23 protein-coding genes are annotated in these 23,913 nt (G+C 37.0%); 8 read left to right on the top strand and 15 right to left on the bottom strand.

Going from position 1 to position 23,913, the window contains the following annotated elements; genetic code table 11:
• Positions 1–37 precede the first annotated feature (37 nt).
• The 14 genes from hisD to HC176_RS06500 form a co-directional block, all read right to left on the bottom strand.
• Positions 38–1,321 carry a histidinol dehydrogenase gene (gene hisD / locus HC176_RS06435; RefSeq protein ID WP_167917370.1) on the bottom strand — a complete coding sequence of 428 codons (1,284 nt, stop codon included), beginning with the start codon at positions 1,319–1,321 and terminating at the stop codon, positions 38–40.
• A gap of 121 nt (positions 1,322–1,442) precedes the next feature.
• Positions 1,443–2,300: an ATP phosphoribosyltransferase gene (hisG, locus tag HC176_RS06440; RefSeq protein ID WP_167917371.1), complete on the bottom strand. Its 858-nt coding sequence runs from the start codon at positions 2,298–2,300 to the stop codon at positions 1,443–1,445.
• Positions 2,301–2,621: 321 nt separating this feature from the next.
• Positions 2,622–3,437 (bottom strand): prohibitin family protein, encoded by an 816-nt coding sequence (locus HC176_RS06445; protein WP_167917372.1) that lies wholly within the window; start codon positions 3,435–3,437, stop codon positions 2,622–2,624.
• Between the two features lie 45 nt (positions 3,438–3,482).
• On the bottom strand, positions 3,483–4,253 hold the full coding sequence (locus HC176_RS06450; protein WP_167917373.1) for an SDR family NAD(P)-dependent oxidoreductase: 771 nt from the start codon (positions 4,251–4,253) through the stop codon (positions 3,483–3,485).
• Positions 4,254–4,261: 8 nt separating this feature from the next.
• Entirely contained in the window at positions 4,262–6,205 is a 1,944-nt protein-coding gene (locus tag HC176_RS06455) for a VWA domain-containing protein (RefSeq protein WP_245234853.1), read from the bottom strand.
• A 154-nt stretch (positions 6,206–6,359) separates the two neighbouring features.
• A complete protein-coding gene (fabG, locus tag HC176_RS06460; protein ID WP_167917375.1) occupies positions 6,360–7,106 on the bottom strand; it encodes a 3-oxoacyl-[acyl-carrier-protein] reductase in 747 nt (248 codons plus the stop codon).
• 113 nt (positions 7,107–7,219) lie between these two features.
• Positions 7,220–7,801 (bottom strand): DUF4082 domain-containing protein, encoded by a 582-nt coding sequence (locus tag HC176_RS06465; RefSeq protein WP_167917376.1) that lies wholly within the window; start codon positions 7,799–7,801, stop codon positions 7,220–7,222.
• 135 nt (positions 7,802–7,936) lie between these two features.
• The gene (gene sucD / locus HC176_RS06470; protein ID WP_167917377.1) at positions 7,937–8,809 is read right to left on the bottom strand and encodes a succinate--CoA ligase subunit alpha; all 873 of its coding nucleotides are present in this window, start codon (positions 8,807–8,809) and stop codon (positions 7,937–7,939) included.
• An 85-nt stretch (positions 8,810–8,894) separates the two neighbouring features.
• Complete coding sequence (locus HC176_RS06475) at positions 8,895–9,842, bottom strand: UDP-3-O-(3-hydroxymyristoyl)glucosamine N-acyltransferase (protein ID WP_167917378.1); 948 nt, start codon at positions 9,840–9,842, stop codon at positions 8,895–8,897.
• 67 nt (positions 9,843–9,909) lie between these two features.
• A complete protein-coding gene (efp, locus tag HC176_RS06480; protein WP_167917379.1) occupies positions 9,910–10,476 on the bottom strand; it encodes an elongation factor P in 567 nt (188 codons plus the stop codon).
• Between the two features lie 3 nt (positions 10,477–10,479).
• On the bottom strand, positions 10,480–11,265 hold the full coding sequence (lpxA, locus tag HC176_RS06485) for an acyl-ACP--UDP-N-acetylglucosamine O-acyltransferase (RefSeq protein ID WP_167917380.1): 786 nt from the start codon (positions 11,263–11,265) through the stop codon (positions 10,480–10,482).
• A gap of 9 nt (positions 11,266–11,274) precedes the next feature.
• Positions 11,275–12,681 (bottom strand): bifunctional UDP-3-O-[3-hydroxymyristoyl] N-acetylglucosamine deacetylase/3-hydroxyacyl-ACP dehydratase, encoded by a 1,407-nt coding sequence (locus HC176_RS06490; RefSeq protein WP_167917381.1) that lies wholly within the window; start codon positions 12,679–12,681, stop codon positions 11,275–11,277.
• Entirely contained in the window at positions 12,672–13,694 is a 1,023-nt protein-coding gene (gene lpxD, locus HC176_RS06495; protein WP_167917382.1) for a UDP-3-O-(3-hydroxymyristoyl)glucosamine N-acyltransferase, read from the bottom strand. Before lpxD ends, HC176_RS06490 begins: the two co-directional genes overlap by 10 nt.
• 53 nt (positions 13,695–13,747) lie before the next feature.
• Positions 13,748–14,968 (bottom strand): HD domain-containing protein, encoded by a 1,221-nt coding sequence (locus HC176_RS06500; protein ID WP_167917383.1) that lies wholly within the window; start codon positions 14,966–14,968, stop codon positions 13,748–13,750.
• Positions 14,969–15,059: 91 nt separating this feature from the next.
• On the opposite strand from HC176_RS06500, the gene porX reads away from it, so the two are divergent.
• From porX to HC176_RS06520, 4 genes are all read left to right on the top strand, one after another.
• Complete coding sequence (gene porX, locus HC176_RS06505; protein ID WP_167917472.1) at positions 15,060–16,613, top strand: T9SS response regulator signal transducer PorX; 1,554 nt, start codon at positions 15,060–15,062, stop codon at positions 16,611–16,613.
• A gap of 91 nt (positions 16,614–16,704) precedes the next feature.
• Entirely contained in the window at positions 16,705–17,109 is a 405-nt protein-coding gene (tsaE, locus tag HC176_RS06510; protein WP_167917384.1) for a tRNA (adenosine(37)-N6)-threonylcarbamoyltransferase complex ATPase subunit type 1 TsaE, read from the top strand.
• 185 nt (positions 17,110–17,294) lie between these two features.
• A complete protein-coding gene (locus tag HC176_RS06515; protein WP_167917385.1) occupies positions 17,295–17,435 on the top strand; it encodes a hypothetical protein in 141 nt (46 codons plus the stop codon).
• Positions 17,380–17,919: a hypothetical protein gene (locus HC176_RS06520; RefSeq protein ID WP_167917386.1), complete on the top strand. Its 540-nt coding sequence runs from the start codon at positions 17,380–17,382 to the stop codon at positions 17,917–17,919. Before HC176_RS06515 ends, HC176_RS06520 begins: the two co-directional genes overlap by 56 nt.
• Before the next feature lies 1 nt (position 17,920).
• On the opposite strand, the gene HC176_RS06525 is transcribed toward HC176_RS06520, so the two are convergent.
• Positions 17,921–20,350 (bottom strand): outer membrane beta-barrel family protein, encoded by a 2,430-nt coding sequence (locus tag HC176_RS06525; protein WP_167917387.1) that lies wholly within the window; start codon positions 20,348–20,350, stop codon positions 17,921–17,923.
• Positions 20,351–20,519: 169 nt separating this feature from the next.
• Here HC176_RS06525 and HC176_RS06530 point away from each other — a divergent pair, with 169 nt between their 5' ends.
• From HC176_RS06530 to HC176_RS06545, 4 genes are all read left to right on the top strand, one after another.
• A complete protein-coding gene (locus HC176_RS06530) occupies positions 20,520–21,719 on the top strand; it encodes an alanine dehydrogenase (protein ID WP_167917388.1) in 1,200 nt (399 codons plus the stop codon).
• A 34-nt stretch (positions 21,720–21,753) separates the two neighbouring features.
• Positions 21,754–22,137, top strand: coding sequence for a DUF4258 domain-containing protein (locus HC176_RS06535; RefSeq protein WP_167917389.1), 384 nt, complete (start codon positions 21,754–21,756; stop codon positions 22,135–22,137).
• Positions 22,127–22,723 carry a sugar transferase gene (locus HC176_RS06540; RefSeq protein WP_342448667.1) on the top strand — a complete coding sequence of 199 codons (597 nt, stop codon included), beginning with the start codon at positions 22,127–22,129 and terminating at the stop codon, positions 22,721–22,723. Before HC176_RS06535 ends, HC176_RS06540 begins: the two co-directional genes overlap by 11 nt.
• Positions 22,724–22,842: 119 nt before the next feature.
• On the top strand, positions 22,843–23,913 hold the full coding sequence (locus tag HC176_RS06545; RefSeq protein WP_167917390.1) for a polysaccharide biosynthesis protein: 1,071 nt from the start codon (positions 22,843–22,845) through the stop codon (positions 23,911–23,913).

A 23,913-nucleotide genomic window follows, 5' to 3' on the forward strand; every position in this document is an offset into this window, starting at 1 on the left:
GGCTTCGACTGCGCTCAGCCTGACATAGTAAAACGTTTTACTTTAAATCTTTTAATCGAATACTCACGGCATTTCTATGCGCCTGTAAACCTTCGGCCTCTGCCATGAGTTCAATGGTTTCTCCGATATTAAAAATACCTTCCTTTGATATTTTTTGGAAGGTCATACTCTTTTGAAAACTATCTAGATTCACCCCCGAATACGCTTTGCTAAACCCGTTTGTGGGTAAAGTATGGTTGGTGCCCGAAGCGTAATCACCGGCACTTTCGGGTGTGTAATTGCCAATAAATACCGAACCTGCATTACTAATGCCGTTAACATATAGTTCCTCGTTTTTACTGCAAACAATAAAATGTTCAGGACCATATTCGTCAATCATTTCAAGTGCCGTTTCATCATTTTCAACATAAATCAATTTTGAATTAGCTATTGCCTTTTCAGCAATAGCTTTACGCGGAAGCACATTCAGTTGCTCTTCAACTTCTTTGGAAACGTTTTCAATCAACTCGTTCGATGTCGATACCAGAATCACCTGACTATCTGTACCGTGCTCAGCTTGACTCAACAGATCAGAAGCGATATAAGCGGCGTTTGCAGAATCGTCGGCCACAACCAATAGCTCGCTAGGCCCAGCAGGCATATCGATAGCCACACCAAACTTAGTCGCCAATTGTTTGGCAACGGTAACAAACTGGTTACCTGGACCAAATATTTTATAAACTTGCGGAATGGTTTCTGTACCTAAAGTGAGCCCGGAAATAGCTTGAATTCCGCCTACTTTTATAATTTTTGTAACCCCACAAAGATGTGCGGCAAACAAAATTTCTGGCGCCAACGCTCCCTTTTTATTGGGTGGTGAGCACAGAACAATCTCTTTACAGCCGGCTATTTGTGCAGGTACGGCCAGCATTAAAACGGTTGAGAACAAAGGAGCTGTTCCGCCAGGAATGTACAAGCCCACTTTTTGAATGGGACGTTTCTCCTGCCAACAGAGCACGCCGTTGGTGGTTTCAACTTCAACCTTTTCGGTTTTTTGGGCACGGTGAAAAGCCTCAATGTTTTGTTTCGCCTGGTTTATGGCTTTTTTAAGGTTTTCAGGTACTTGGGCAATCGCTTCCTGTATTTCAGCTTCCGAAACCACGTTGTTATCTAAAGCGATGCCATCAAATTTTTCTGTGTACGTTTTTATAGCTTTATCACCATTTTGACGCACTTCGGAAAACACCTCATTAACGATACCTTCAATATCGCCAACGGTTTGCGTAGGCCGTTTTAAAATATCGGCCCAAGTATTTTTATTTGGATTGTCTATTATTTGCATTGAAACCTCTCTTTTTCATTTCCACGAAGGTAAAAATCTTTTAAAGTTATAAAGCTAAAAATGAGATTCTAAAAAGACACTTCGACTGCGCTCAGTGTGACAATTCAGAATGAAAAACTAATTACAGCACCATTTTTTCAATTGGGCAAACCAAAATGCCTTGAGCGCCTTTAGCTTTTAAATCGTCAATAACTTCCCAAAATTCGTTTTTGTTGATTACCGAATGGATTGAGCTCCACCCCTCTTCGGCCAAAGGCAATACGGTTGGGCTTTTCATTCCCGGTAAAATATCAATAATATCCTGAACCTTATCATTCGGAGCATTAAGCAAAACATACTTGGAACTTCTTCCTTTTAAAACCGACTGGATCCTAAACCGAATTTTATCTAAAATAGCTTGTTTTTCAGCGCTCAACACAGGTGAAACCGCCAAAACAGCTTCCGATTTCAAAATGGTCTCTACCTCTTTCAAGTTGTTTTTAAACAAGGTACTGCCGCTCGATACAATATCGACAATAGCATCTGCCAAACCTATATTTGGTGCAATTTCAACCGAACCATTAATAATGTGCAAATTGGCATTGACATTGTTTTTATCTAAAAACGATTGTACGGTATTTGGGTACGATGTTGCGATACGCTTACCTTCCAAATCTTTGATGCCATTATAGTTATCGCCCTTTGGTACGGCTATACAAACGCGGCAACTAGAAAAGCCAAGCTTTTCAACCACATTAATACCTTCTCCTTTTTCTACCAAAACGTTTTCGCCTATAATCGCGGCATCAACCACACCATCCTTTAAATACTGCGGAATATCGCCATTTCGTAAGTAAAACACTTCGACTGGAAACCCTTTTGCCGAAGCTTTTAATTGATCAATTCCGTTATCGATATAAATACCGATGTCTTTTAAAATTTGCATCGAGTCTTCGTTTAACCTACCCGATTTTTGTACTGCAACTCTTAATTTGTTCATTTCTTTAATTTAAAAGGTTATCCGTTTACGGGATAGATTCCCGTTTTCACGGGAATGAAAAAACCCGTTCGATTGTCTCAAACGGGTTTAAAATATGTTGAATTTATTCAATACATCTTCACTTCGCTTGAGAGCCAATTTGAAAATGATGATGTGTATGAATAAAAGTCATGTGCTTTATTTTGTTGTGATGCAAATATCAAAAATTTATACTAAAAACACCAAATATTAAAGAGGATTCTTAAAACATTTTTTCAATATTGATATTTAGCAATAAAAATTTAAATTATTCTTAAAAGAAAAACCTAAACATTGAATTGTTTATTGATTTCCTAAAATGATAGGCATGCCACTATCTCCCGAACCGATAACAATCACTTTGCTATTCGAGGATTCCGACAATTTTATGGTGGCATCAATACCTTTGTCTTGTAAAATTTTATCGGTTAGCGATGCACTTAAAATACGGTTGGCATCTGCTTTACCTTGGGCCTCGATACGCACTTTTTCGGCTTCTTTTTCAGCAGTTACCAATCTAAATTCGTACTCTAACGATTCTTGCTCCTGCTTTAATTTACGTTCAATGGCATCTTTAATGGTTGGTGGCAGCGTTACGTCACGAACCAAAACTTCGTTCAATTGAATGTATTGGTCGTCCACAATTTTTTGGGTTTCCTCAAAAATTTCTTGTTGAATGGCATCACGCTTACTAGAATACAATTGCTCTGGCGTATAGCGCCCCACCACACTACGTGCCGCCGAACGAATGGCCGGCAATAACACACGGTCTATATACTGCTCACTCTTTTCTTGGTGCAGTTTGCCCAAATCGTTATATGAAGGCTGAAACCAAACGGAAGCCTCCAGTTTGATATCCAACCCATTGGATGACAATACATTCATTTTTTCCATACGCTCTTGTTGACGTACTTCATAAACATAAACTTTGTTCCAGGGCGCTACAATATGAAACCCTTCTCCCAATGGCGGCTCGTCGGTAACCACACCTCCTCCAAAAGTTTTATACAGTACGCCAGCTTCACCCGAACCTATGGTTACGGCTGATTTGGTTAAAATGATTATTAAAACAATGGCACCGACTACAAAAGGCAGTGCTATTTTAGGTAATTTTTCCATGTTATCTTTATATTAAATTAGTTAGCTGTTTTTTGTAATGTACTCTTAGAGCTTCCCCTGGTTTACTAATTGCCCACCATCAATGGTTAAAAGTTGCCCGGATGTGGTTTGGGCATCGATCGCCAAATAAATAACCCCCTTTGCAATATCTTCGGGCAAAGAGGTTTTGTTTATTAAAGAAGCTTTTTCAATATTTTCCTTTACGGCATCATATCGTTCTCCCAAAAAGCCCTTAGTCCATCTTGTTTGAATAAACCCGGGACAAACACCATTAACCCTGACTTCTGGTGATAGCGCATGCGCCAATGATAAGGTCATTGTTGAAAGCGCTCCTTTAGAAGCTGCATAAGCTATTGAACTCCCCACACCAGATATGGCGCTAATGGATGATATATTAACAATAGCGCCCTGGCTCTTTTTTAAGTGAGCAGAAGTAAATTTTACCATTTGATACGCTCCAACAACATTAACCTCATAAAGATCCTGAAAATCCTTTTTACTTAATCCTTCCAGATCGTTATAATCGCAAAACCTTGTGGCTCCAGCGTTATTTACCAAAGCATCAATTCTCCCAAAAGCTTGAACGGTTTCTTCAACCATTCGTTTACAGTCAGCTTCATTTGCCACATTCGCCTTGCATAGCAACACCTCCACTCCTAGTGATTTACATGTTTTAACAACCTCTAGAGCACTGTCTTTGCTCTTCGAATAATTAACAACTACATTCCACCCTCTTTTAGCAAATTCAATACACGATGCAGCACCAACACCAGATGCCGACCCTGTAACCAAAGCTGTTTTGTTTTCGTTACCCATTAAATTTTTTATATTAATCCGTTATATTTTCTTAAAAACCACTCCAAACCTAGGCTTAACGCCAAAATGGCCAAAAGATATTTCCAATCTACCAAAGGTATGGTTTTTTTTACGCTTTTTTGTATTGGAACAAAACGTTTATCGCTCAATAAATCATCAAAAACTTGATTTGAATTCTCAATAAAATAACTTGCCCCTGAGCTATTTTCGGCCAATTGTTTCAGTTTATTGACATCAGCGTTTAAAAATTGCTGCTCCACATTATATTCTGAAATTTGAAAACTTCCAGATTTCGATAGATTTTCTCCTTGAACACGTACGGTAAAACTATATCCGGAAGGAGGCAACCCGCTCAAATCCACTTGGTAATTGTTGTTTTTTAAAACGAACGGTACTGTTTTGTTTTCATTTGTGGAATTGTTTGTAACGGTAATTTCGAGCGATTTCCTAGCATCAAAAATATAGTTTTTATCGAAAAACTCAGCTTTGACAACTACATTGCCGCTCCCCATATAAACCGATTCATAATCTATATTCAATCTGTTTTTAGGTTTGTCCGTGGACAAATACTGAACGAGCTTTCCTAAAAAATTGTCAAATAGGTTAAATGATTGATGGCTCAAAAAACTTTGTGCCCGCCACTGCCAAATGTTTTCACCAAGTAACACCGCTTGCCTTCTATTGTCTTTTTCAAAAGTCGCCAACAGCGGACTGCCAGTTGAAATACCATTAATAGTTTTATTCAAAATAGTTTCGAAAGGCACAAAAAAATTGACTTGACTGTAATTTGAATACAGCGGGGGGAATTCTTCAAAACCAATATCTTGAACTAAAAAAGGTGTGTAATTTCTGTTCCATTCAGCTTGATAATCTTCCGTTTGGTTTGTGATTTCAAAAGTGAAATTCTCATTGGTACTGTTCAAAAAATTCAAGTCGGTTTTTGGGCCAATAACGATAAATTGATTTTTGCTTTCAGCATCTAATTGCTCAAACAAATAATTGAACTTATTGTTTGGTTGATACAAAATAAACAACTGAAAATCATTTATTTTAATATTTTCAAATTCTGAATTTAAAATTGAAACAGAGCGTTGTTCATTGGTTTCAATAGCTTTTTTTAACGCTCCTAAATCAGGATGGATGATGTCGCTTACAATGGCTATTTTTGTCTTTTGATTTAAGACTTCGACAGTGAAATTTCTGAAATTATTTACTTTGTTTTTTTCATCATTCAAAGGCACTAAAGTCGCTTTGTAATTCACTAAGCCAATACTGCTGGCTGGTAAATTTAAGTTTAGAATTTTAGAATTTTCAGATTTTGAAAAGTCAACCACCTCCGAATGCACAACAGTGTTTCCTCTGCTAATTTCAAACTTAGAACGCACATTGCCGTTGCCGCTGTAAACCAAAATGGCTTCAACCGGGAACTTGTTTTTATGATATGCGTATTTATTGACGTTGAGTTGTTGAATCTTCAAATCGGTGTACTGAACGGTATCACCCAGAATAATGGGGAACACGGGCTGTTTATACTGACTGCTTATGAATTGATAATCATTCCCGAAAGTCTGATTACCATCTGAAATCAACAAAGTTGGCGCTGTGGTTTGCTTGTAGATTTGAGACAATTGCCTAAAAGCGTCATATATATTGGTTTCTTCTTCAGTAAAAGATACCGAGTCACTAGCTTTTAACGATTTACCAAAAGCATAAAACTTAACATTGAATTTATCGTTTAATGATTGGTTTTCAGCAATACTCCTAATAAAATGCTCAGCTTTTTCTCTTTGGTTAAGATGGTTAATTGAACTGGAGTTATCAACAGCAACCACTAAACTAGGCTTTTCAACATACGTTGAAACCTTATCAAAACTCGGGTTGATTAATAACAGTAATACCGCAAATACCGTCATAAATCTTAAAAAAAAGAAAAGCATGCCTAATCTGGTCATGCTTTTCTCTTTATATCTATACTGAAAATATGCAAAAACAAAAGCTATAATTCCAGCAAGAATAATATAAACTATTGTTTCTGTTTGCATTTAAAATTTTTGCTTTCTGTTTAATTGAATAGAACTTCCTCTTAACTGATTAGGAAATTTACAATTAAGTTAGCATTCCGCCATCAACATTTAACGTTTGCCCCGTAACGTAGGCACTCATGTCGCTGGCCAAAAACACACAAACATTAGCGACATCTTCAGGAGAACCTCCACGTTTTAAAGGAATTCCAGCACGCCATTCGTCAACCACTTTTTCATCCAGTTTGGCCGTCATTTCGGTTTCGATAAAACCTGGCGCTACCACATTGCTTCTAATGTTTCTAGACCCCAACTCCAAAGCTACCGATTTTGAGAATCCGATAATACCAGCTTTTGACGCTGCATAGTTGGTCTGTCCTGCATTTCCTTTTACACCAACCACCGAACTCATATTGATAATTGAGCCTTTGCGTTGCTTCAACATGGTGCGTTGAACGGCTTTGGTCATGTTGAACACCGATTTTAGGTTCACTTCAATAACCGTATCGAAATCTTCTTCTGAAATTCGCATCAACAGGTTGTCTTTTGTAATACCAGCATTGTTGACTAACACATCAATACTACCAAATTCTTTTACAACATCATCTGCCAATTTTTGGGCATCCTCAAAACTAGCCGCATTACTTTGGTAACCTTTGGCCTTAACACCTAAGCCATTCAATTCGTCTTCCAACGCTTTAGCCGCTTCAACCGAAGAGCTATAAGTGAATGCCACATTGGCTCCTTGTTTTGCAAATATTTGGGCGATACCTTTTCCTATGCCTCGACTCGCACCGGTTATTATAGCGGTTTTTCCTTCTAATAATTTCATTAATATAATTAGTTTGTTTTTGTTTAAAATAGAATATCAAATATATGAAATACTAACGGCTTCAAATAAAAAAACCTCACAAAATATTGCGAGGCGTGGGTTTATTGGATGGTCTAATTGTTTGGCACAAACTTGATATCGACCATTCCCAAATACGCTCCTTCAACAAAGTTTGCAGGTAATGCTTGCTGTGTACCTAAATACGAACCATACCCTAACACTAACACGTTATTGGCTTCCGCCGGAAACAAATTACCAACGTTATTACCGGAACTTCCAAAAGAATAATAATCATTGGTGTTTACAGAAACGAAGTAAGCTGTACCTGATTCAATATTAACAGGTGGAATATCTTCAAAAGACAACAAGCCTGAGGAGGACACCACATTGGTGGTCACTAAAATTTCTTCAGTATTGGCATTCCAAAGCGTTACCCTGTAAGTATCGCTATCAGGAACACGAATGCCCAAAGCAAGAATCTTTCCGCTTTTAAAGGTTTTGAATTTATAGCCCATTTCGAAAGTGTTCGGGCTATTTTTTTTGGTATATTTTAATTCTAAATCGCCATTTTCAATAAGGGATTTCATGGGATATTCCGGAGCGGATTCAATAATTATTTCATCATCGCTCTTTGAGCAACTCATTAAACATGTTAATAAAATAATTAAGGTAAGGGTTGAATTTTGGAACTTCATAATTTCTAGTTTTTATGGATTCACCCTTATACCAACAAAGCATTAAATTTGTTACCTAGAAATCTTGATTTTATTCACAAAAAAAATCCGTTAGCTTTTAAACCAACGGATTTTTAATTATTCATATGAATTTTATTAGCCCATCACTTCGGCTACTTTTTTTCCAATTTCAGCAGGAGAATCTACCACGTGGATACCGCATTCTCTCATGATTTTCTTTTTGGCTTGGGCAGTATCGTCGCTTCCTCCAACAATAGCGCCAGCATGTCCCATAGTACGACCAGCAGGAGCAGTTTCACCAGCGATGAAACCTACAATTGGCTTTTTACTTCCGCTTTCTTTGTACCAGTTTGCGGCATCGGCTTCCAATTGTCCGCCAATTTCACCAATCATAACAACCGCCTCGGTTTCTGGGTCGTTGATCAATAACTCAACAGCTTCTTTGGTAGTGGTTCCAATAATTGGGTCCCCACCAATACCAATGGCCGTTGTGATTCCTAATCCTTGTTTCACTACTTGATCGGCTGCTTCATAAGTTAACGTTCCTGATTTAGAAACGATACCTACTTTTCCTGATTTGAAAACAAAACCTGGCATGATACCAACTTTCGCTTCACCCGGAGTAATAACCCCTGGACAGTTAGGGCCAATCAATCGGCAATCTTTATTTTTGATATAGTTCGATGCTGTAATCATATCAGCAACAGGAATTCCTTCGGTAATCGTAATAATCACTTTTATACCGGCATCGGCAGCCTCCATAATAGCATCGGCAGCAAATGCTGGCGGAACAAAAATAATAGTGGTATCTGCACCAACTTGCTCAACGGCTTCCAATACGGTATTAAACACTGGCTTGTCTAGATGCGTTTGACCACCTTTACCTGGAGTTACACCTCCAACAACATTGGTTCCATACTCAATCATTTGACTAGCGTGGAACGTACCTTCGCTTCCTGTAAATCCTTGAACAATTATTTTCGAATCTTTATTTACTAAAACACTCATAAGTGATTATTTTATTGATTAATTTATATTGTAGGCAAATGTAATTTTTTGAATTAAATTTTTAAAGCAAAACAAAACATTTATTTTAAGTATTTTTACTTAGTTTTTTCAAGCTTTCAATTATCTCTGGAATTTTTTTGATAGAAGCCAGTTCTTTATACTTTGAACGAAAATCATCTGCCGGAATACCGAAATAACTCTTATGGCCTTCCAACGATTTACTAACGCCCGCTTTTGCTGAAATAACGGCTTTTGTTCCTATAGTAATACCGCTAGTAATACCTACTTGTCCCCAAATAGTAACCTCGTCTTCAACAACCACACAACCGGCCACACCAACTTGCGATGCTATTAAACACTTTTTACCAATTACGGTATCGTGGCCAATTTGTACTTGGTTATCAATTTTTGTGCCCTCACATATTTTTGTATCAGCTGTCACGCCACGGTCAATCGTGCAAGCAGCCCCAATATCCACATGGTCTTCGATGACTACTCGCCCACCCGATTTTAATCTGTCGTAGCCCTCAGATCTTTTCTTGTAATAAAAAGCATTTGCTCCCAAAACCGTACCGGCATGAATAGTGACATGATCTCCGACAACAGTATCATCATAAATACTTACATTGGAATGGATAACGCAATTATCGCCAATAGTTACATTGTGGCCAATAAAACTATTGGGTTGAATAACAGTGTTTTTTCCAATTTTAGCTGAAAGTGAAACCGTAGCGTTTGAAGCTTTAAACGGCTTAAAATAATCGGTTAATTTATTGAAGTCCCTAAACGGATCATCACTTACCAACAATGCTTTGCCTTGTGGGCAATCCACTTCCATATTGATTAAGACAATAGTGGCGGCCGAATTTAAAGCTTTATCGTAATACTTAGGATGGTCCACAAAAACGATATCTCCGGGTTCGACCACATGGATTTCGTTCATGCCCAAAACCTTAAAATCGGCATTACCAACAAACTTACAGCCAATTAATTCTGCAATTTGGCTCAGGGTATATTCTTGAGGGAATTTCATAAATCAGTATTCAGTCTCAGTCGCAGTATTCAGTTTTAACCATTTGACTGTTAACTGCCAACTATTTTTATTCCTTTACGCGTTCTTTGTAAGTTCCCTTTTCGGTCTCCACTTTAATTTTGTCACCTTCATTTATAAATAAAGGCACATTCACTTCTGCGCCTGTTTCAACCGTTGCCGGTTTTGTTGCGTTGGTAGCTGTATTTCCTTTTACGCCAGGCTCGGTGTGGGTAACTTCCAAAATAACACTTGCTGGCATTTCAACAGAAAGCGGTGCGTTATCTTCCGTGTTAATAATTACGGTTACCACTTCGCCTTCTTTCATTAAATCTGGACGATCTAATGCGGCCTCCAACAATCTTATTTGCGTGTAGTCTGCCTCATTCATAAAATGATAAAACTCCCCATCATTGTATAAATACTGAAATTTATGGGTTTCCACACGAACGTCGTCCAATTTATGGCCAGCAGAAAATGTGTTGTCAATCACTTTTCCGTTGGTTACACTTTTTAATTTGGTGCGCACAAAAGCAGGCCCTTTTCCTGGTTTTACGTGTAAAAATTCTACAATTTTATAAATATCGTTATTGTATCTAATGCACAATCCGTTTCTAATATCTGATGTTGTTGCCATGTTTTAATTTGATTTAAAATATCCTTTCATTATACCACGGTGCGAATTTCTAATAAATTGAAGAATTTCATCACGTTCTGGCGTGGCTTCCATTTCTGCCTCAATAATATCGGCAGCCTGTGTATTGTTATAATTTTTTTGGTAGAGAATTCTGAAAATATCCTGGATTTCCCTGATTTTTTCGGTTGAATAACCACGACGACGCAATCCTACCGAATTAATCCCTACGTACGAAAGTGGTTCGCGAGCCGCTTTTACATAAGGCGGAACGTCTTTTCTAACCAAAGAACCTCCGGTTACAAAAGCATGATTTCCAACGGAAACAAACTGATGAACAGCCGTCATACCCGCTAAAACCACATAGTCGCCAATGGTAATGTGACCTGCCAAGGTGCTATTGTTTGAGAAGATGCAATTTTTACCTACGATACAATCGTGCGCAATGTGGCAATAAGCCATAATTAAACAATTATCGCCTACTACGGTTTTCATTCGGTCTGCCGTACCGCGGTTTATGGTCACACACTCGCGGATGGTAACGTTATCGCCAATCTCAACCGTAGTGTCTTCGTCGTTGTATTTTAAGTCCTGCGGCACAGCTGAAATCACTGCCCCGGGAAAAATATTGCAATTTTTGCCAATGCGGGCACCTTCCATAATGGTAACGTTGCTACCAATCCAAGTGCCCTCACCTATTTTTACATTATTATGAATGGTTGCAAAGGGCTCAATAACTACATTCTTTGCAATTTTGGCACCGGGGTGCACATATGCTAAAGGTTGATTCATTTTATAATTTTATTTTACTTTAGAAATTTGTGCCATTAATTCTGCTTCTGCACAAAGTTTTCCGTTAGCATAAGCATAACCTTGCATATGGCAAATACCTCGACGGATAGGTGTTATTAACGTACAATTGAAAATTAACGTATCGCCGGGCATGACTTTTTGTTTGAATTTAACATTGTCCATTTTCATGAAGAAGGTCAAGTAGTTTTCTGGGTCTGGCACCGTATTTAAAACCAAAATCCCTCCGGTTTGTGCCATAGCCTCTACTATTAAAACACCAGGCATAACGGGTGCCCCAGGGAAGTGTCCTTTAAAGAACTCTTCGTTCATGGTAACGTTTTTTGTTGCAATTACATTTTTATCTGTAAGCTCAAAAACCTTATCGATTAACAAAAATGGTTGACGGTGTGGCAACATAGCCATAATTTGAGTCACATCCATTAAAGGCGTCTGATTCAAATCGATGTTTGGTACATTGTTGCGTCTTTCGTTTTTTATAATTTTTGAAAGCTTTTTGGCAAACTGTGTATTCACAAAATGCCCTGGCTTGTTGGCAATTACCTTACCTCTAATCCTTGTTCCGATTAAAGCTAAATCGCCCAATACATCGAGCAATTTGTGTCTAGCTGCTTCGTTAGGGTGATGTAGGGTTAGGTTATCTAATATACCGTTTGGTTTTACGGCAATATTATCTTTTTTGAAAGCTACTCTTAACTTTTCCATGGTTTCTGGAGACAATTCCTTATCTACATAAACAATGGCGTTGTTCAAATCGCCCCCTTTTATGAGTCCGTTTTCCAATAACATTTCAATTTCATGCAAAAAGCTGAATGTCCTGGAATTGGCAATATCATTTTTAAAATCTGAAATTTGGCTTAATGTCGCGTTTTGCGTTCCCAAAACTTTAGTGCCAAAATCTACCATAGTGGTAATTTGGTACTCTTTAGCTGGCATCACTAAAATTTCACTTCCAGATTCTTCATCTACATATGAAACAATATCAGTGATTTCGAAAACTTCACGTTGGGCATCAAGCTCCACAACCCCAGACTTTTCAATAGCTTCAACAAAAAACTTGGAAGACCCATCCATAATTGGAGGCTCGGAAGCGTTCAATTCAATAATAACATTATCAACATCCATTCCCACCAAAGCAGCCAAAACATGCTCTGAAGTTTGAATGGTTACGCCATTTTTTTCCAGACAAGTACCACGTTGGGTATTGGTTACGTAGTTGGCATCTGCCTCAATTACTGGCTCGCCTTCTAAATCTACACGTTTAAAAGCTAACCCAAAATTGGCTTCGGCTGGTTTAAAAGTTAAGGTGACATCTTTTCCTGTGTGCAATCCAACACCTGTTAAAGAAATAGCCTCCTTAATGGTTTTTTGGTTGTTTTCAGTATTTATTATTCCCATTTATTCTTTTCTAGTTCGTTTATATTTTTAACTATAGCAGGTAAGTTCTTAAAATGAACATAAGATTTATTGTAATCGCTCAATTTTATGGCGGGCGAACCTTGTAACATTTCGTTATCTTTTACGTTTCGGCCAATGCCCGATTGCGCTTGTATCCTTACGTTGTCGCCAATGGTGATGTGACCAACAATGCCCACTTGCCCGCCAATTTGGCAATTTTTCCCAATTTTGGACGACCCCGCAATTCCGGTTTGTGCCGCAATAACGGTGTTTTTCCCGATTTCAACATTATGGCCAATTTGGATTTGATTATCGAGTTTTACTCCTGCCCTGATTATGGTTGATCCAAAAGTGGCACGGTCAATAGTAGTGGCTGCGCCAACGTCTACAAAATCTTCAATTATTACATTTCCGGTTTGCGGAATTTTACTGTAACTCCCATCTTCATTTGGTGCAAAACCAAAACCATCGGCCCCAATTACGGCGCCCGCATTGATGACGCAATTTTTTCCAATTATGGTTTCAGAATAGATTTTTGCTCCGGCAAAAACAATAGTATTGTCATCTAACACCGAATTGTCACCAATATAAGTATTCGGAAAAATTTTAACATTATCGCCCATCACCACATTCTCACCAATGTAACTAAAAGCGCCAATGTAAACGTTATCGCTGTATTTTGAAGAATTTGAAATAAAGCAAGGTTGTTCTATTCCGACTTTATTGAGCTTTACGGAATTGTAGTATTCCAATATTTTTGAAAACGCCAAATAAGCATCATCCACCTTTATTAAGGTTGTAGTTAGGCTATCTTCAGGTCTAAACGTTTTATTAACAATAGTTACCGATGCCTTTGTTTTATAAATGTGTGGCGTATATTTTGGATTTGCCAAAAAAGTTAACGCACCCTCAAAACCTTCCTCGATCTTAGCTATTTTAGATACTTCAACCTCTGGGTTTCCAACTACATCGCCTTCTAAAATCCCTGCTATTTGTTGTGCTGTAAACTTCACACTGAAAAAAGTTAGATGTTTTTGTTTGAATACGCAAAAATAGAAAAAATGTGTTAAAGTTTACGTTTTGGGTAACATATATAATATTTGGTTACTGGTTTTGACAGAGCTTTTAAATTGAGTTGGTCTGAGGCCTTAACAATATCTTCGATCTTCCCCGATTTATGTAAAATATTTATCCCCTTATGTTTTATGTGGTACGCTTGGTTTGAAATGTCTCCTGTAAACACAAAATATCGAGCTTCTTGTTCATTTATATTATGCTTTTCAATTAAGGATTTTATATGCTTTTGAAGGCTTTCTGGCTTAACGGGTTTGTTTTTTACTTTTATTTTCAGCAACTCTCTATTAATAATCATTTCGCTTAAATTGCTGAGCACAAAATCATCGTGATTTTTCCAATGCTTCATAGCCGAAATCACATCATAATCATCCAATTGACTGAACACATCCAAGGTTTGGCCATCAAAATTACTGGGCGTTATCTTATTTTTCAAAAAATACATTAGGGCATTACTGCCTTCCAAAGGTTCTCCGCCATCGTACAATTCCTGTGCGCGCTTCAAAACACGAATCAGTAGTTGCTCGGCCACCAGCCCTGTTTTATGCAAATAAACCTGCCAGTACATTAAACGCCGTGCAATAAGAAATTTTTCAATGCTATAAATACCTTTTTCTTCAACTACCAACTCATCGTTAACTACATTAAGCATGGTAATTAAGCGCTCGCTGTTTATGTTCCCCTCGGCAACCCCAGTGTAAAAACTATCACGTTTTAAATAATCGGCCCGATCCATATCCAATTGACCCGAAACCAGCTGGCACATAAATTTTTTGGGATATTCGTCCTTAAAAATTTCAATGGCAAGCGTTAAACTTCCGTTAAATTCTTTATTTAACCGCTCCATAAACAGCAACGAAATTTCCTCGTGCGACACATTATTTACAATACTGTTTTCCATGGCATGCGAAAACGGACCATGACCAATATCGTGCAGCAAAATAGCTATATAAAGTGCGCTTTCTTCTTGCTTTGAAATCGTAACCCCTTTAAAACGAAGCACATTAATAGCTTGTTGCATTAAATGCATACAACCAATAGCGTGGTGAAACCGCGTATGATGCGCCCCAGGATACACCAAATAAGACATGCCCATTTGGGTTATTCGACGTAACCGCTGAAAGTACTTATGCTGTATTAAATCAAAAATTAACGAATTAGGAATGGTAATAAATCCGTAAATTGGGTCGTTTAATATTTTAAGTTTGTTCAAACTTTATTAATTTTCATTGAGTTCTACAAATATAGCCATACGAACCTTTTAAAGGTTGTATGGAAAAATAAACATAATACTTTAAACACACATAAATATGATAAAAATACTTTGGGTTGATGACGAAATAGATTTACTGAAGCCACATATATTGTTCTTGGAAAAGAAAAATTACCAAGTAACCAGTTGCCAAAGTGGATCTGAAGCTATTGATATTTTAGAGGAAGAGAGTTTCGACATTGTATTTTTAGATGAAAACATGCCTGGCTTAACCGGCTTGGAAACCTTGAACGGCATCAAGGAAAAAAAAGATAGCCTGCCCGTGGTGATGATAACCAAAAGCGAGGAGGAATACATTATGGAAGAAGCCATCGGAAACAAAATAGCCGATTATCTTATAAAACCAGTTAACCCCAACCAAATCCTTTTAAGTTTAAAAAAGAACCTAGACCACTCTCGGCTTGTTTCAGAAAAAACAACATCAAACTACCAGCAGGAATTCAGGAAAATAGCCATGGATATGGCTATGGTAAACAGTTATGAAGAATGGGTAAACCTTTACCAAAAACTGATCTATTGGGAAATTCAGTTGGAAGACATTGAAGATGTGGGCATGTTCGAGATTTTGGAATCGCAAAAAACCGAGGCCAACATTCAATTTGGAAAGTTTATTGAAAAAAATTATGCAGATTGGTTTAAGCCCAATATTGATGCCCCTATCATGTCGCACACGCTTTTCAAGGAAAAGATTGTCCCAGAAATTAGCAAAGAGCAACCAACCGTTTTGGTGGTTATCGATAATTTGCGTTACGACCAGTGGAAAGCTTTCGAGTCTGTAATAAACAATTATTATAAAAAAGAAAAGGAAGAAGCTTTTTTTAGCATTTTACCTACCGCTACCCAATATGCCAGAAATGCCATATTCTCGGGGTTGATGCCAAGCGATATGGAAAAACTGTTTCCTAAATATTGGAAAAACGATACCGATGAAGGTGGTAAAAACCTGCACGAAGCCGACTTTTTGGACACCCAAATAAAGCGCTTAGGACTTACCCATTTAGAATACGAGTACCAGAAAATAACCAACTTAAAAACCGGAAAGAAACTCGCCGACAATTTCAAATCACTAAAAAACAATGACTTAACCGTTATTGTTTATAATTTTGTGGATATGCTTTCACATTCTAAAACCGAAATGGATGTAGTAAAGGAATTAGCATCAAACGATAAGGCCTACCGATCGCTTACCTTAAGTTGGTTTAAAAACTCACCGCTTTTCGAAATGATACAACAGGCGCAACGTTTAGGGTTTAAATTAATATTGACCACAGACCACGGCACCATTAATGTTAAAAACCCTTCAAAAGTTATTGGAGACCGTGATACAAGCTTAAACCTTCGTTACAAAACCGGGAAAAGCCTCACTTACGACAATAAAGACGTTTTGGTTGCTAAAGACCCCAAGGAACTTCACCTGCCCAGTATAAATATGAGCAGCTCGTACATATTCGCCAAAAGCGACCTGTTCTTTGCCTACCCGAACAACTATAACCACTACGTTAGTTATTATAGGAACACGTACCAGCACGGCGGGGTTTCCTTAGAAGAAATGATAATCCCGTTTGTGGTTTTCAACCCTAGGTAAATCTATAAAAAGCAAATAAACCCGACGAAATACGTGTTTTTTTAGGAATAATAAAATTTTATTACTATTATTGCTCTAAATTTTATTAATCTTGGAGATACGTTATAACCTAGACGAAGTTGAAGATGTTGCGAAGAAAGTCGTAACAAATTTAAAATCAAAAACTTTGTTGTTTTACGGTAGCATGGGAGTTGGTAAAACTACTCTTATTAAAACCATTGTAAAGACTTTGGGGAGTTTTGAAATAGCCAGTAGCCCCACCTTCTCCATTGTTAATGAATACAGTTTAGAAGATGATAAAATTTATCATTTTGACCTCTATCGAATAAAAGATTTAGAAGAGGCCTATAATTTCGGAATTGAAGATTATCTAGAATCCAATCATTGGAAATTAATTGAATGGCCCGAAAAAATTGAAACCATTTTGTTCGATACATTTGATAAAATTAAATTAGAAATTAAAGAGAATAACCTAAGAGTTTTAACTCTTGAATAAAAAAAACAATAACCCCTATGTCTTTTAAATAGCATATTTTCAGCCGATTTTTTTGGTTATACGGGATACCCACAACTAAAATTTCAAAAAACACTGTTTTTAACATTTCTTTAACATTTTTGAATTGGATCAAAAAGAGTGTTTATCTAAATTTGAAGTATTAATTAATTAAATCCCTAAAAATTATGAAAACTAAAAAGTATTTAATTGCATTTGCAATTTTCGGAGGAATGTTATTTATGGCTCAAGCAGCAAACCAGTACAACGTAGATGAGCAACAAACAGCAATCAGAAAAGACCAAATCAAAGTTCCAACGCACGGATAAAAAAGGGTTAGTTGTTGGTAGTATTGTTGCTACCTGCATAGCTATAACACCTTATTTATTCTACTTATATGAAAGTGTCCCAAACACGGCTGTTTGGGACACTTTTATTTTTAAGTTCAAAAGTGAATTTTACGAAAGTGTTTTCGTCTTGGCCTGGACCTTAACGGGAAAGCTTATCCCATTGTATTTATTATTTATATGGTTTTTTACTTGTAGGCATTGGTGGTTTCATGTTTTAGTTGTGCCCATTGCCATGTACGTATACCAAACCTTTACCATTTTAAACGAAGACCTTTCGTTTATTGACTCTAATCAACTAGTATATTTAATACCAATAATGGCTATTGTTATACCAACCATATACTTGGTTCGTGCTCAAATGTTTAACAAGGTGAATTCGGCTAACAAATCCATGGAGGAATTAGAGGAAGAGTTCAGGATGTCTCCAAAAAATTTCTGGGGAAAAGTAAAGGATTATTTTTAATCTATTTATTCACCCCATTTAACCGATCCCTTTCATTACTATCAATTTCTTTGTGACCATTTTTCAGTTTATAATTACCAAACTTGTAATTAAACCCAATGGTAAACAGCCGATTTTCCAACCGTGATTGCAAGAAGATATCTTGATTCAAATATTTTGTGGTTTCATTGAAATTTTGAGTATTAAAAATATCCGCTACCCCAACACTCATAGATGCTCTATTCTCCCAAAACGTTTTTCTTAAGTTAATATCAAAACCAAATCTGTTGCTTATTTTTGAAGCCCCATTAGCAATTGGCGAAATGTACATCAATGACAAATCGGCAGTCAAACTTTTGTCTTTCAATAGTGAAAAGTAATTTATCAAATGCCCGTAGAAAGACCACGAATCTATATTTTGAAGCGCGTTGTTGCTCTCTAAAGCATAAAACTGGTTGTCATAATGAAACACTGAAGACAGCGCATATATACTCCAACATTTTGTTAACTGCTTGTAGGTAGTAAAATCTAAACCATAAGAAATACTTCGGTCAATGTTGGTGTTGATCAACATCAGTAAATTTTCGTCATTGTCCTGAAATAAAATTTCTATTGCAGGATTGTTTTCATAACGATAATACAGTTCAAAAGTATAGGCATTATTTAAGGTATAGCCTAGCGTAAAATTATCATCAATCTGAGGTTTTAAGTTAGGGTCACCTGTTATATATGTATTGTCGTTCATGAAAAACTTGAACGGGTTTAATTGCCCATATCTGGGTCTAAAAATCCGCCTGTTATAGTTGAAATATATTTCATTGTTTTCATCCACATTGTGCATAACATGAAATGTTGGAAAAAACTTGATGTAATTATTGTTAAAATCCGAATTAGTAGATACCGAACTACTTTCCACATCGGTCAATTCAGCTCTAAGTCCCAGTTTCAAACTCCATTTGTTCCAATCTTTGGCATAACTAGAATACGCCGCATAATTATGCTCATCATACAAGAAGGTGTCCGAATTTTGAACATCCTCAAAACGCTCTCCGTTCTCGTAGCCATATTGGGTTAAAATATTTTCAGAATGGATTACGGATATTTTTGCCCCTGTTTGAAACATTCCAGAATTAGCTAATGGCAACTCATAATCCACTTGCCCAGCGTGCAGTTTTATTCTTTTACTGGTAAAGGTTTGAAATCTGTTTTTTCTAATCAAACTTCCGTTAGGAAACAAATAATCGGTATCGACATTTTGAAAGTTGGAAAAATCGTAATCGGTTAAATGAGCATTGGCCGATAATTTTTCCCCTTCCTTTTTAAATTTATGTAAATAATCTAATGTGAACGCCAGGTTGAACGTTTCTTCAACCAATCGATTTTCAGTGGTAAAACTTGAATCTAAAGCCCTGTTATTATCAAAAACCTCGGTATTAGAATTTACATAAGTTTTGGAATGTTCTCGCGGAGAAATCAGCATATTAGTTGTAAAACCCAAACTATTTCTTTCATCAAACTGATATTCGATATTGGTATTAATATTTTGGTTGGCCGATTTTCGAGTTCGTTTATAATCCGTTTCCCAAATCGTTACAGTCTGCTCATTTTCAATAAAATTAACAAACTCGTCAATGTTTCTGTAATCTTTCCTTGGGCTGATGCTATAATTAAAATAGGCGTTAAGCTTTTTTGTCTTGAAAAAATGGCTCGTTCCAAAAGAATATTTTGGGAATTCACTCCCCTGCTTATAATTTCCAAAAACGCTTCCGTTATATCCAGGTATCAAATTTTTATTGGTTACAATATTCAATACCGCCCCACCTTCGGCTTCATATTTTGCTGGCGGATTTGTAATCACTTCTATAGAGTTAATATTGGTGGCCGAAGTCCCCTCAAGGAGTTGCTGCACCTCAGACATAGACAAGTGCACACGCCTATCATTAATATAAATAACAGGAACGGACATTTTTACCGAAATGGAATTATCGCTTACAATAACCCCTGGAGTATGTTTCAAAACATCAAGCGCATTACTGTTTGATAGCGTGGAGTTCTCTATATTGAACACCAATCGGTCTACAAGGCGTGTAACCGTAGGCCGCTTAGCTACAACTGTTACACCTTCCAGTTCTTCCAAATTTTCCTCAAGGGTAATGGTATTTATGTTGATGTTTTTTACAACTTTTACTTCTTTGGTGAATTCTGTAAAACCAAGGAAACTTATTTTAAGTAAATAGGTGCCTAATACTATATTTTCAAGCTGAAAATTCCCAGATTCATTTGTCGTTGTACCGTTAATAGGAGTGTTATCGTCTGTAGCCACCAAAACCACATTGGCATAAGCAATAGGTAGGTTGTTTACATCTTTAACATTTCCGGAAATACTGAATTCTTGAGAGAAACCAAAAACAGAAAACAACAACCCAAAAAACAATAGCAGGTGTTTGGTCATAAAGCAATTTAAAACACAAATGTAAGATAATTATATTAAAGATAAAATGCGGGCAAACCGCAGTAAATACGCATTCTTTTTCTTACTAAAAGAAATTATTTTAGAAATCTTATTTTTTTAATTTACCTTTATATTTTATTTATAACCTGATTGATTCATCCCAATTACCATGGCCAAATCCCTTTCTCCTTTTACGAAGCAGCAATTGTTGCCCCAAGAAGAAACACTTGAAATTTTTAAAAAGAAAGGTGAGCTGTTTATAGGTATTCCTAAAGAAACCGCTTTTCAGGAAAAACGGGTATGTTTAACCCCAGATGCCGTTTATGCCCTTACTAGCAATGGACACCGGGTTTTAATGGAATCGGGTGCAGGCGAAGGCGCTAGTTTTACCGACAAGGATTACAGCGAAGCAGGGGCCGAAATCACCAAAGATACTGCAAAGGTTTTTTCTTGCCCGATGATTTTAAAGGTTGAGCCACCCACACTTGATCAGATTAAACTCATAAACCCACAAACCATATTAATATCGGCATTGCAGCTAAAAACGCAATCAAAAAAATACTTTGAAACTTTAGCGACGAAACGTATAACGGCTTTGGCCTTTGAATTTATTCGCGATTCGGATGGAAATTACCCTGCTGTAAAATCGTTAAGTGAAATTGCGGGTACGGCATCCATATTAATTGCATCTGAATTGATGTCGAATCCAATAAGTGGCAACGGCCTCATGTTTGGAAACATTAGTGGTGTGCCACCTGTAGAAGTCGTTATTTTAGGAGCGGGTACCGTAGGTGAATTTGCGGCACGCGGTGCCATTGGTTTGGGAGCTGGCGTTAAGGTATTCGATAACTCCATTACTAAATTAAGAAAATTGCAATCGCACTTAGGCAGGCCTATTTTTACCTCTACTATACAACCCAAAAACCTAAAAAAAGCATTAAGACGATGCGATGTGGCTATTGGTGCCGTGCGAGGCATTAACAGAGCGCCTATTGTGGTTACGGAAGAATTGGTGCAAAGCATGAAAAAGGGTGCTATAATAATTGATGTTAGTATAGACATGGGCGGATGCTTTGAGTCGAGCGAGGTCACCAACCATAGGCAGCCTACATTTGTAAAGCATGATGTGGTTCACTATTGCGTTCCCAATATACCAGCCAAATATCCTAAAACCTCCTCGGTTTCAATCAGTAACATCTTTACCCCCTATTTACTTAAAATTGGTGAAGATGGCGGTATTGAAAATTCTTTAAGATTTGACAAAGGTTTAAAAAATGGATTGTACTTTTACCACGGCATTTTAACAAATAGGTCGGTTGCAGAATGGTTCAATTTGGACTACAACGACATTAATTTGCTTATTTTTTAACCTGAATTCTACATTTTTTTTCACTCATACTAATATGAAACTAATACAGCGTATTGGCTATTATTTAGGCGGTTTTGCCATTGGATTGGTTCTTTTGGCCTTTTTTTTAAGCGGAAAAAAAACCTCTTGCAGTTATGGTCCCGAAGCACGTGTTTTAAAAAACATCAATACCAAAAAAATCATTTTTTCAACCGAAGTGCTTAGTGGTTTGAGCAAACATGCTTTAGATTCTACTTCTATTCAAACAATTTTAAAAAAAGGGGATATTAATTTTTCGAAAAGCGAACCGAGAAAAGAACCTTGCGCCAAATATTTAATTGAGGGCAAACTTAAAAACGAACAAATTCTATTAACTGTTGAAAACTGCGATAGTACGGCTACGGTTACCAACTTAAACATAGAGTCTGGTGATTATTAAACGTGCATTCGATATTATTTTTTCTGCCATAGGCCTCATAATACTTGCTCCTGTCCTACTGCTCATTGCTATTTTAATTAAGTTAGACTCAAAAGGGCCTGTGCTATTTATTCAAGGCCGTGTGGGCAAAAACAATAAGGATTTTAATATTTACAAATTCCGAACCATGCGGATACAATCTGAAAAAGGCGGACTACTCACCTTGGGCAATAACGATTCTCGCATTACTAAAATCGGTTATTTTTTAAGACGTTATAAAATCGATGAATTCCCTCAGCTTATCAACATTTTAAAAGGCGACATGAGTTTTGTTGGGCCACGCCCAGAATTGCGCTATTACGTTAACTTTTACAATGAAGACGACATGAAAATATTCCAAGTTCGTCCAGGCATCACTGGCTTAGCCTCCTTAAAATACCGAAACGAAGTAGAACTTTTAAAAGCCGCCAAAGACCCGGAAGCCTTTTTTATTGAAACCATTATTCCCGATAAATTAAAATTCAACAAAGAATACATAAAAAGAAGAAACTTTTTTTTCGATTTAAAGCTTATTGCCCTTACCGTGGTAAAAGTAGTGACCAAATAAACTCCGGGCTGCCCAATCCACGTTTCGTTTTCAAACTTGATTTTAGCATAAATTAATTATTATTCATACTTTGTGTGCATAATAAAGCGTTAAACCATTACTTTAACGACACTGTTTTAATGAGCGAAAAAATAGCCCTTCAAATAGATCAATTATTAGTTGACAGTGGTTTGTTTGAAACTGAAGTAAAACCCACAGCCTACGATAACGATTTTGACTTTTCAAATGAAACTATTTTAATAACCGGAGCTGCAGGTACTGTTGGCAGTGAGCTTTCCAAACAACTTTTTGGGTGCCGTTACAAGAACTTGGTTTTGGTCGATATGGCTGAATCACCACTTTACGATTTAATAAAAACATTTGAGCTCAACCATAAAAACCACACTTACTACCACCTTTTAAACATTAACGATTCGGCTCCGTTACATTTTGTTTTTGAAAAATACAAACCCACAATGGTTTTTCATGCGGCAGCATACAAACATGTACCTTTAACGGAAGAACATCCGTTTGCAGGCATAAAGACCAATATTTTCGCCACAAAACAACTGGCTGAACTTTCCATACAATTCGGGGTGAAAAAATTCATTTTTATTTCCACTGATAAAGCCGTGAATCCATCGGGTATTATGGGAATGACCAAGCGGATTGCCGAAAAGCACCTTTCCTATTTAAACGTGCAATACGATACCGTTTTTTTGAATGCTCGATTTGGAAACATTTTAGGTTCTAATGGTTCGGTGGTGCCTCTTTTCAAAAAGCAAATAAAAAATGGAATGCCCATTACACTGACCGAAAAAGACATTTCCAGATATTTTATCTGTAAGCGCAAAGCCTGCTATTTAATTCTGAAAATGGCGAGGTTTAATAAAAACACAACCAATACTTTCACCTTCAACATGGGCGAACCCATTAAAATTATTGATATTATACAACGCATGTTAAAGTATTACAATAAGAATGGAAGCGATATTGAAATAAAGTATACTGGCCTGCGCCCCGGCGAGAAGCTCTTCGAAGAAATGATTTCAGAAAACGAATATTTAGAACCTACACTTGTTGAAGATATTTGGGCCGTAAAGGAAAAAAATAAGCAAAAATTTGAGGCCATTGATTTCAAATCATTGGAGCAGATTAATTTTTACACCCCATATTCCGAAATCAAATCTATTTTGAAAAAGTATTTATAA

Source organism: Tamlana crocina (genome assembly GCF_012037625.1).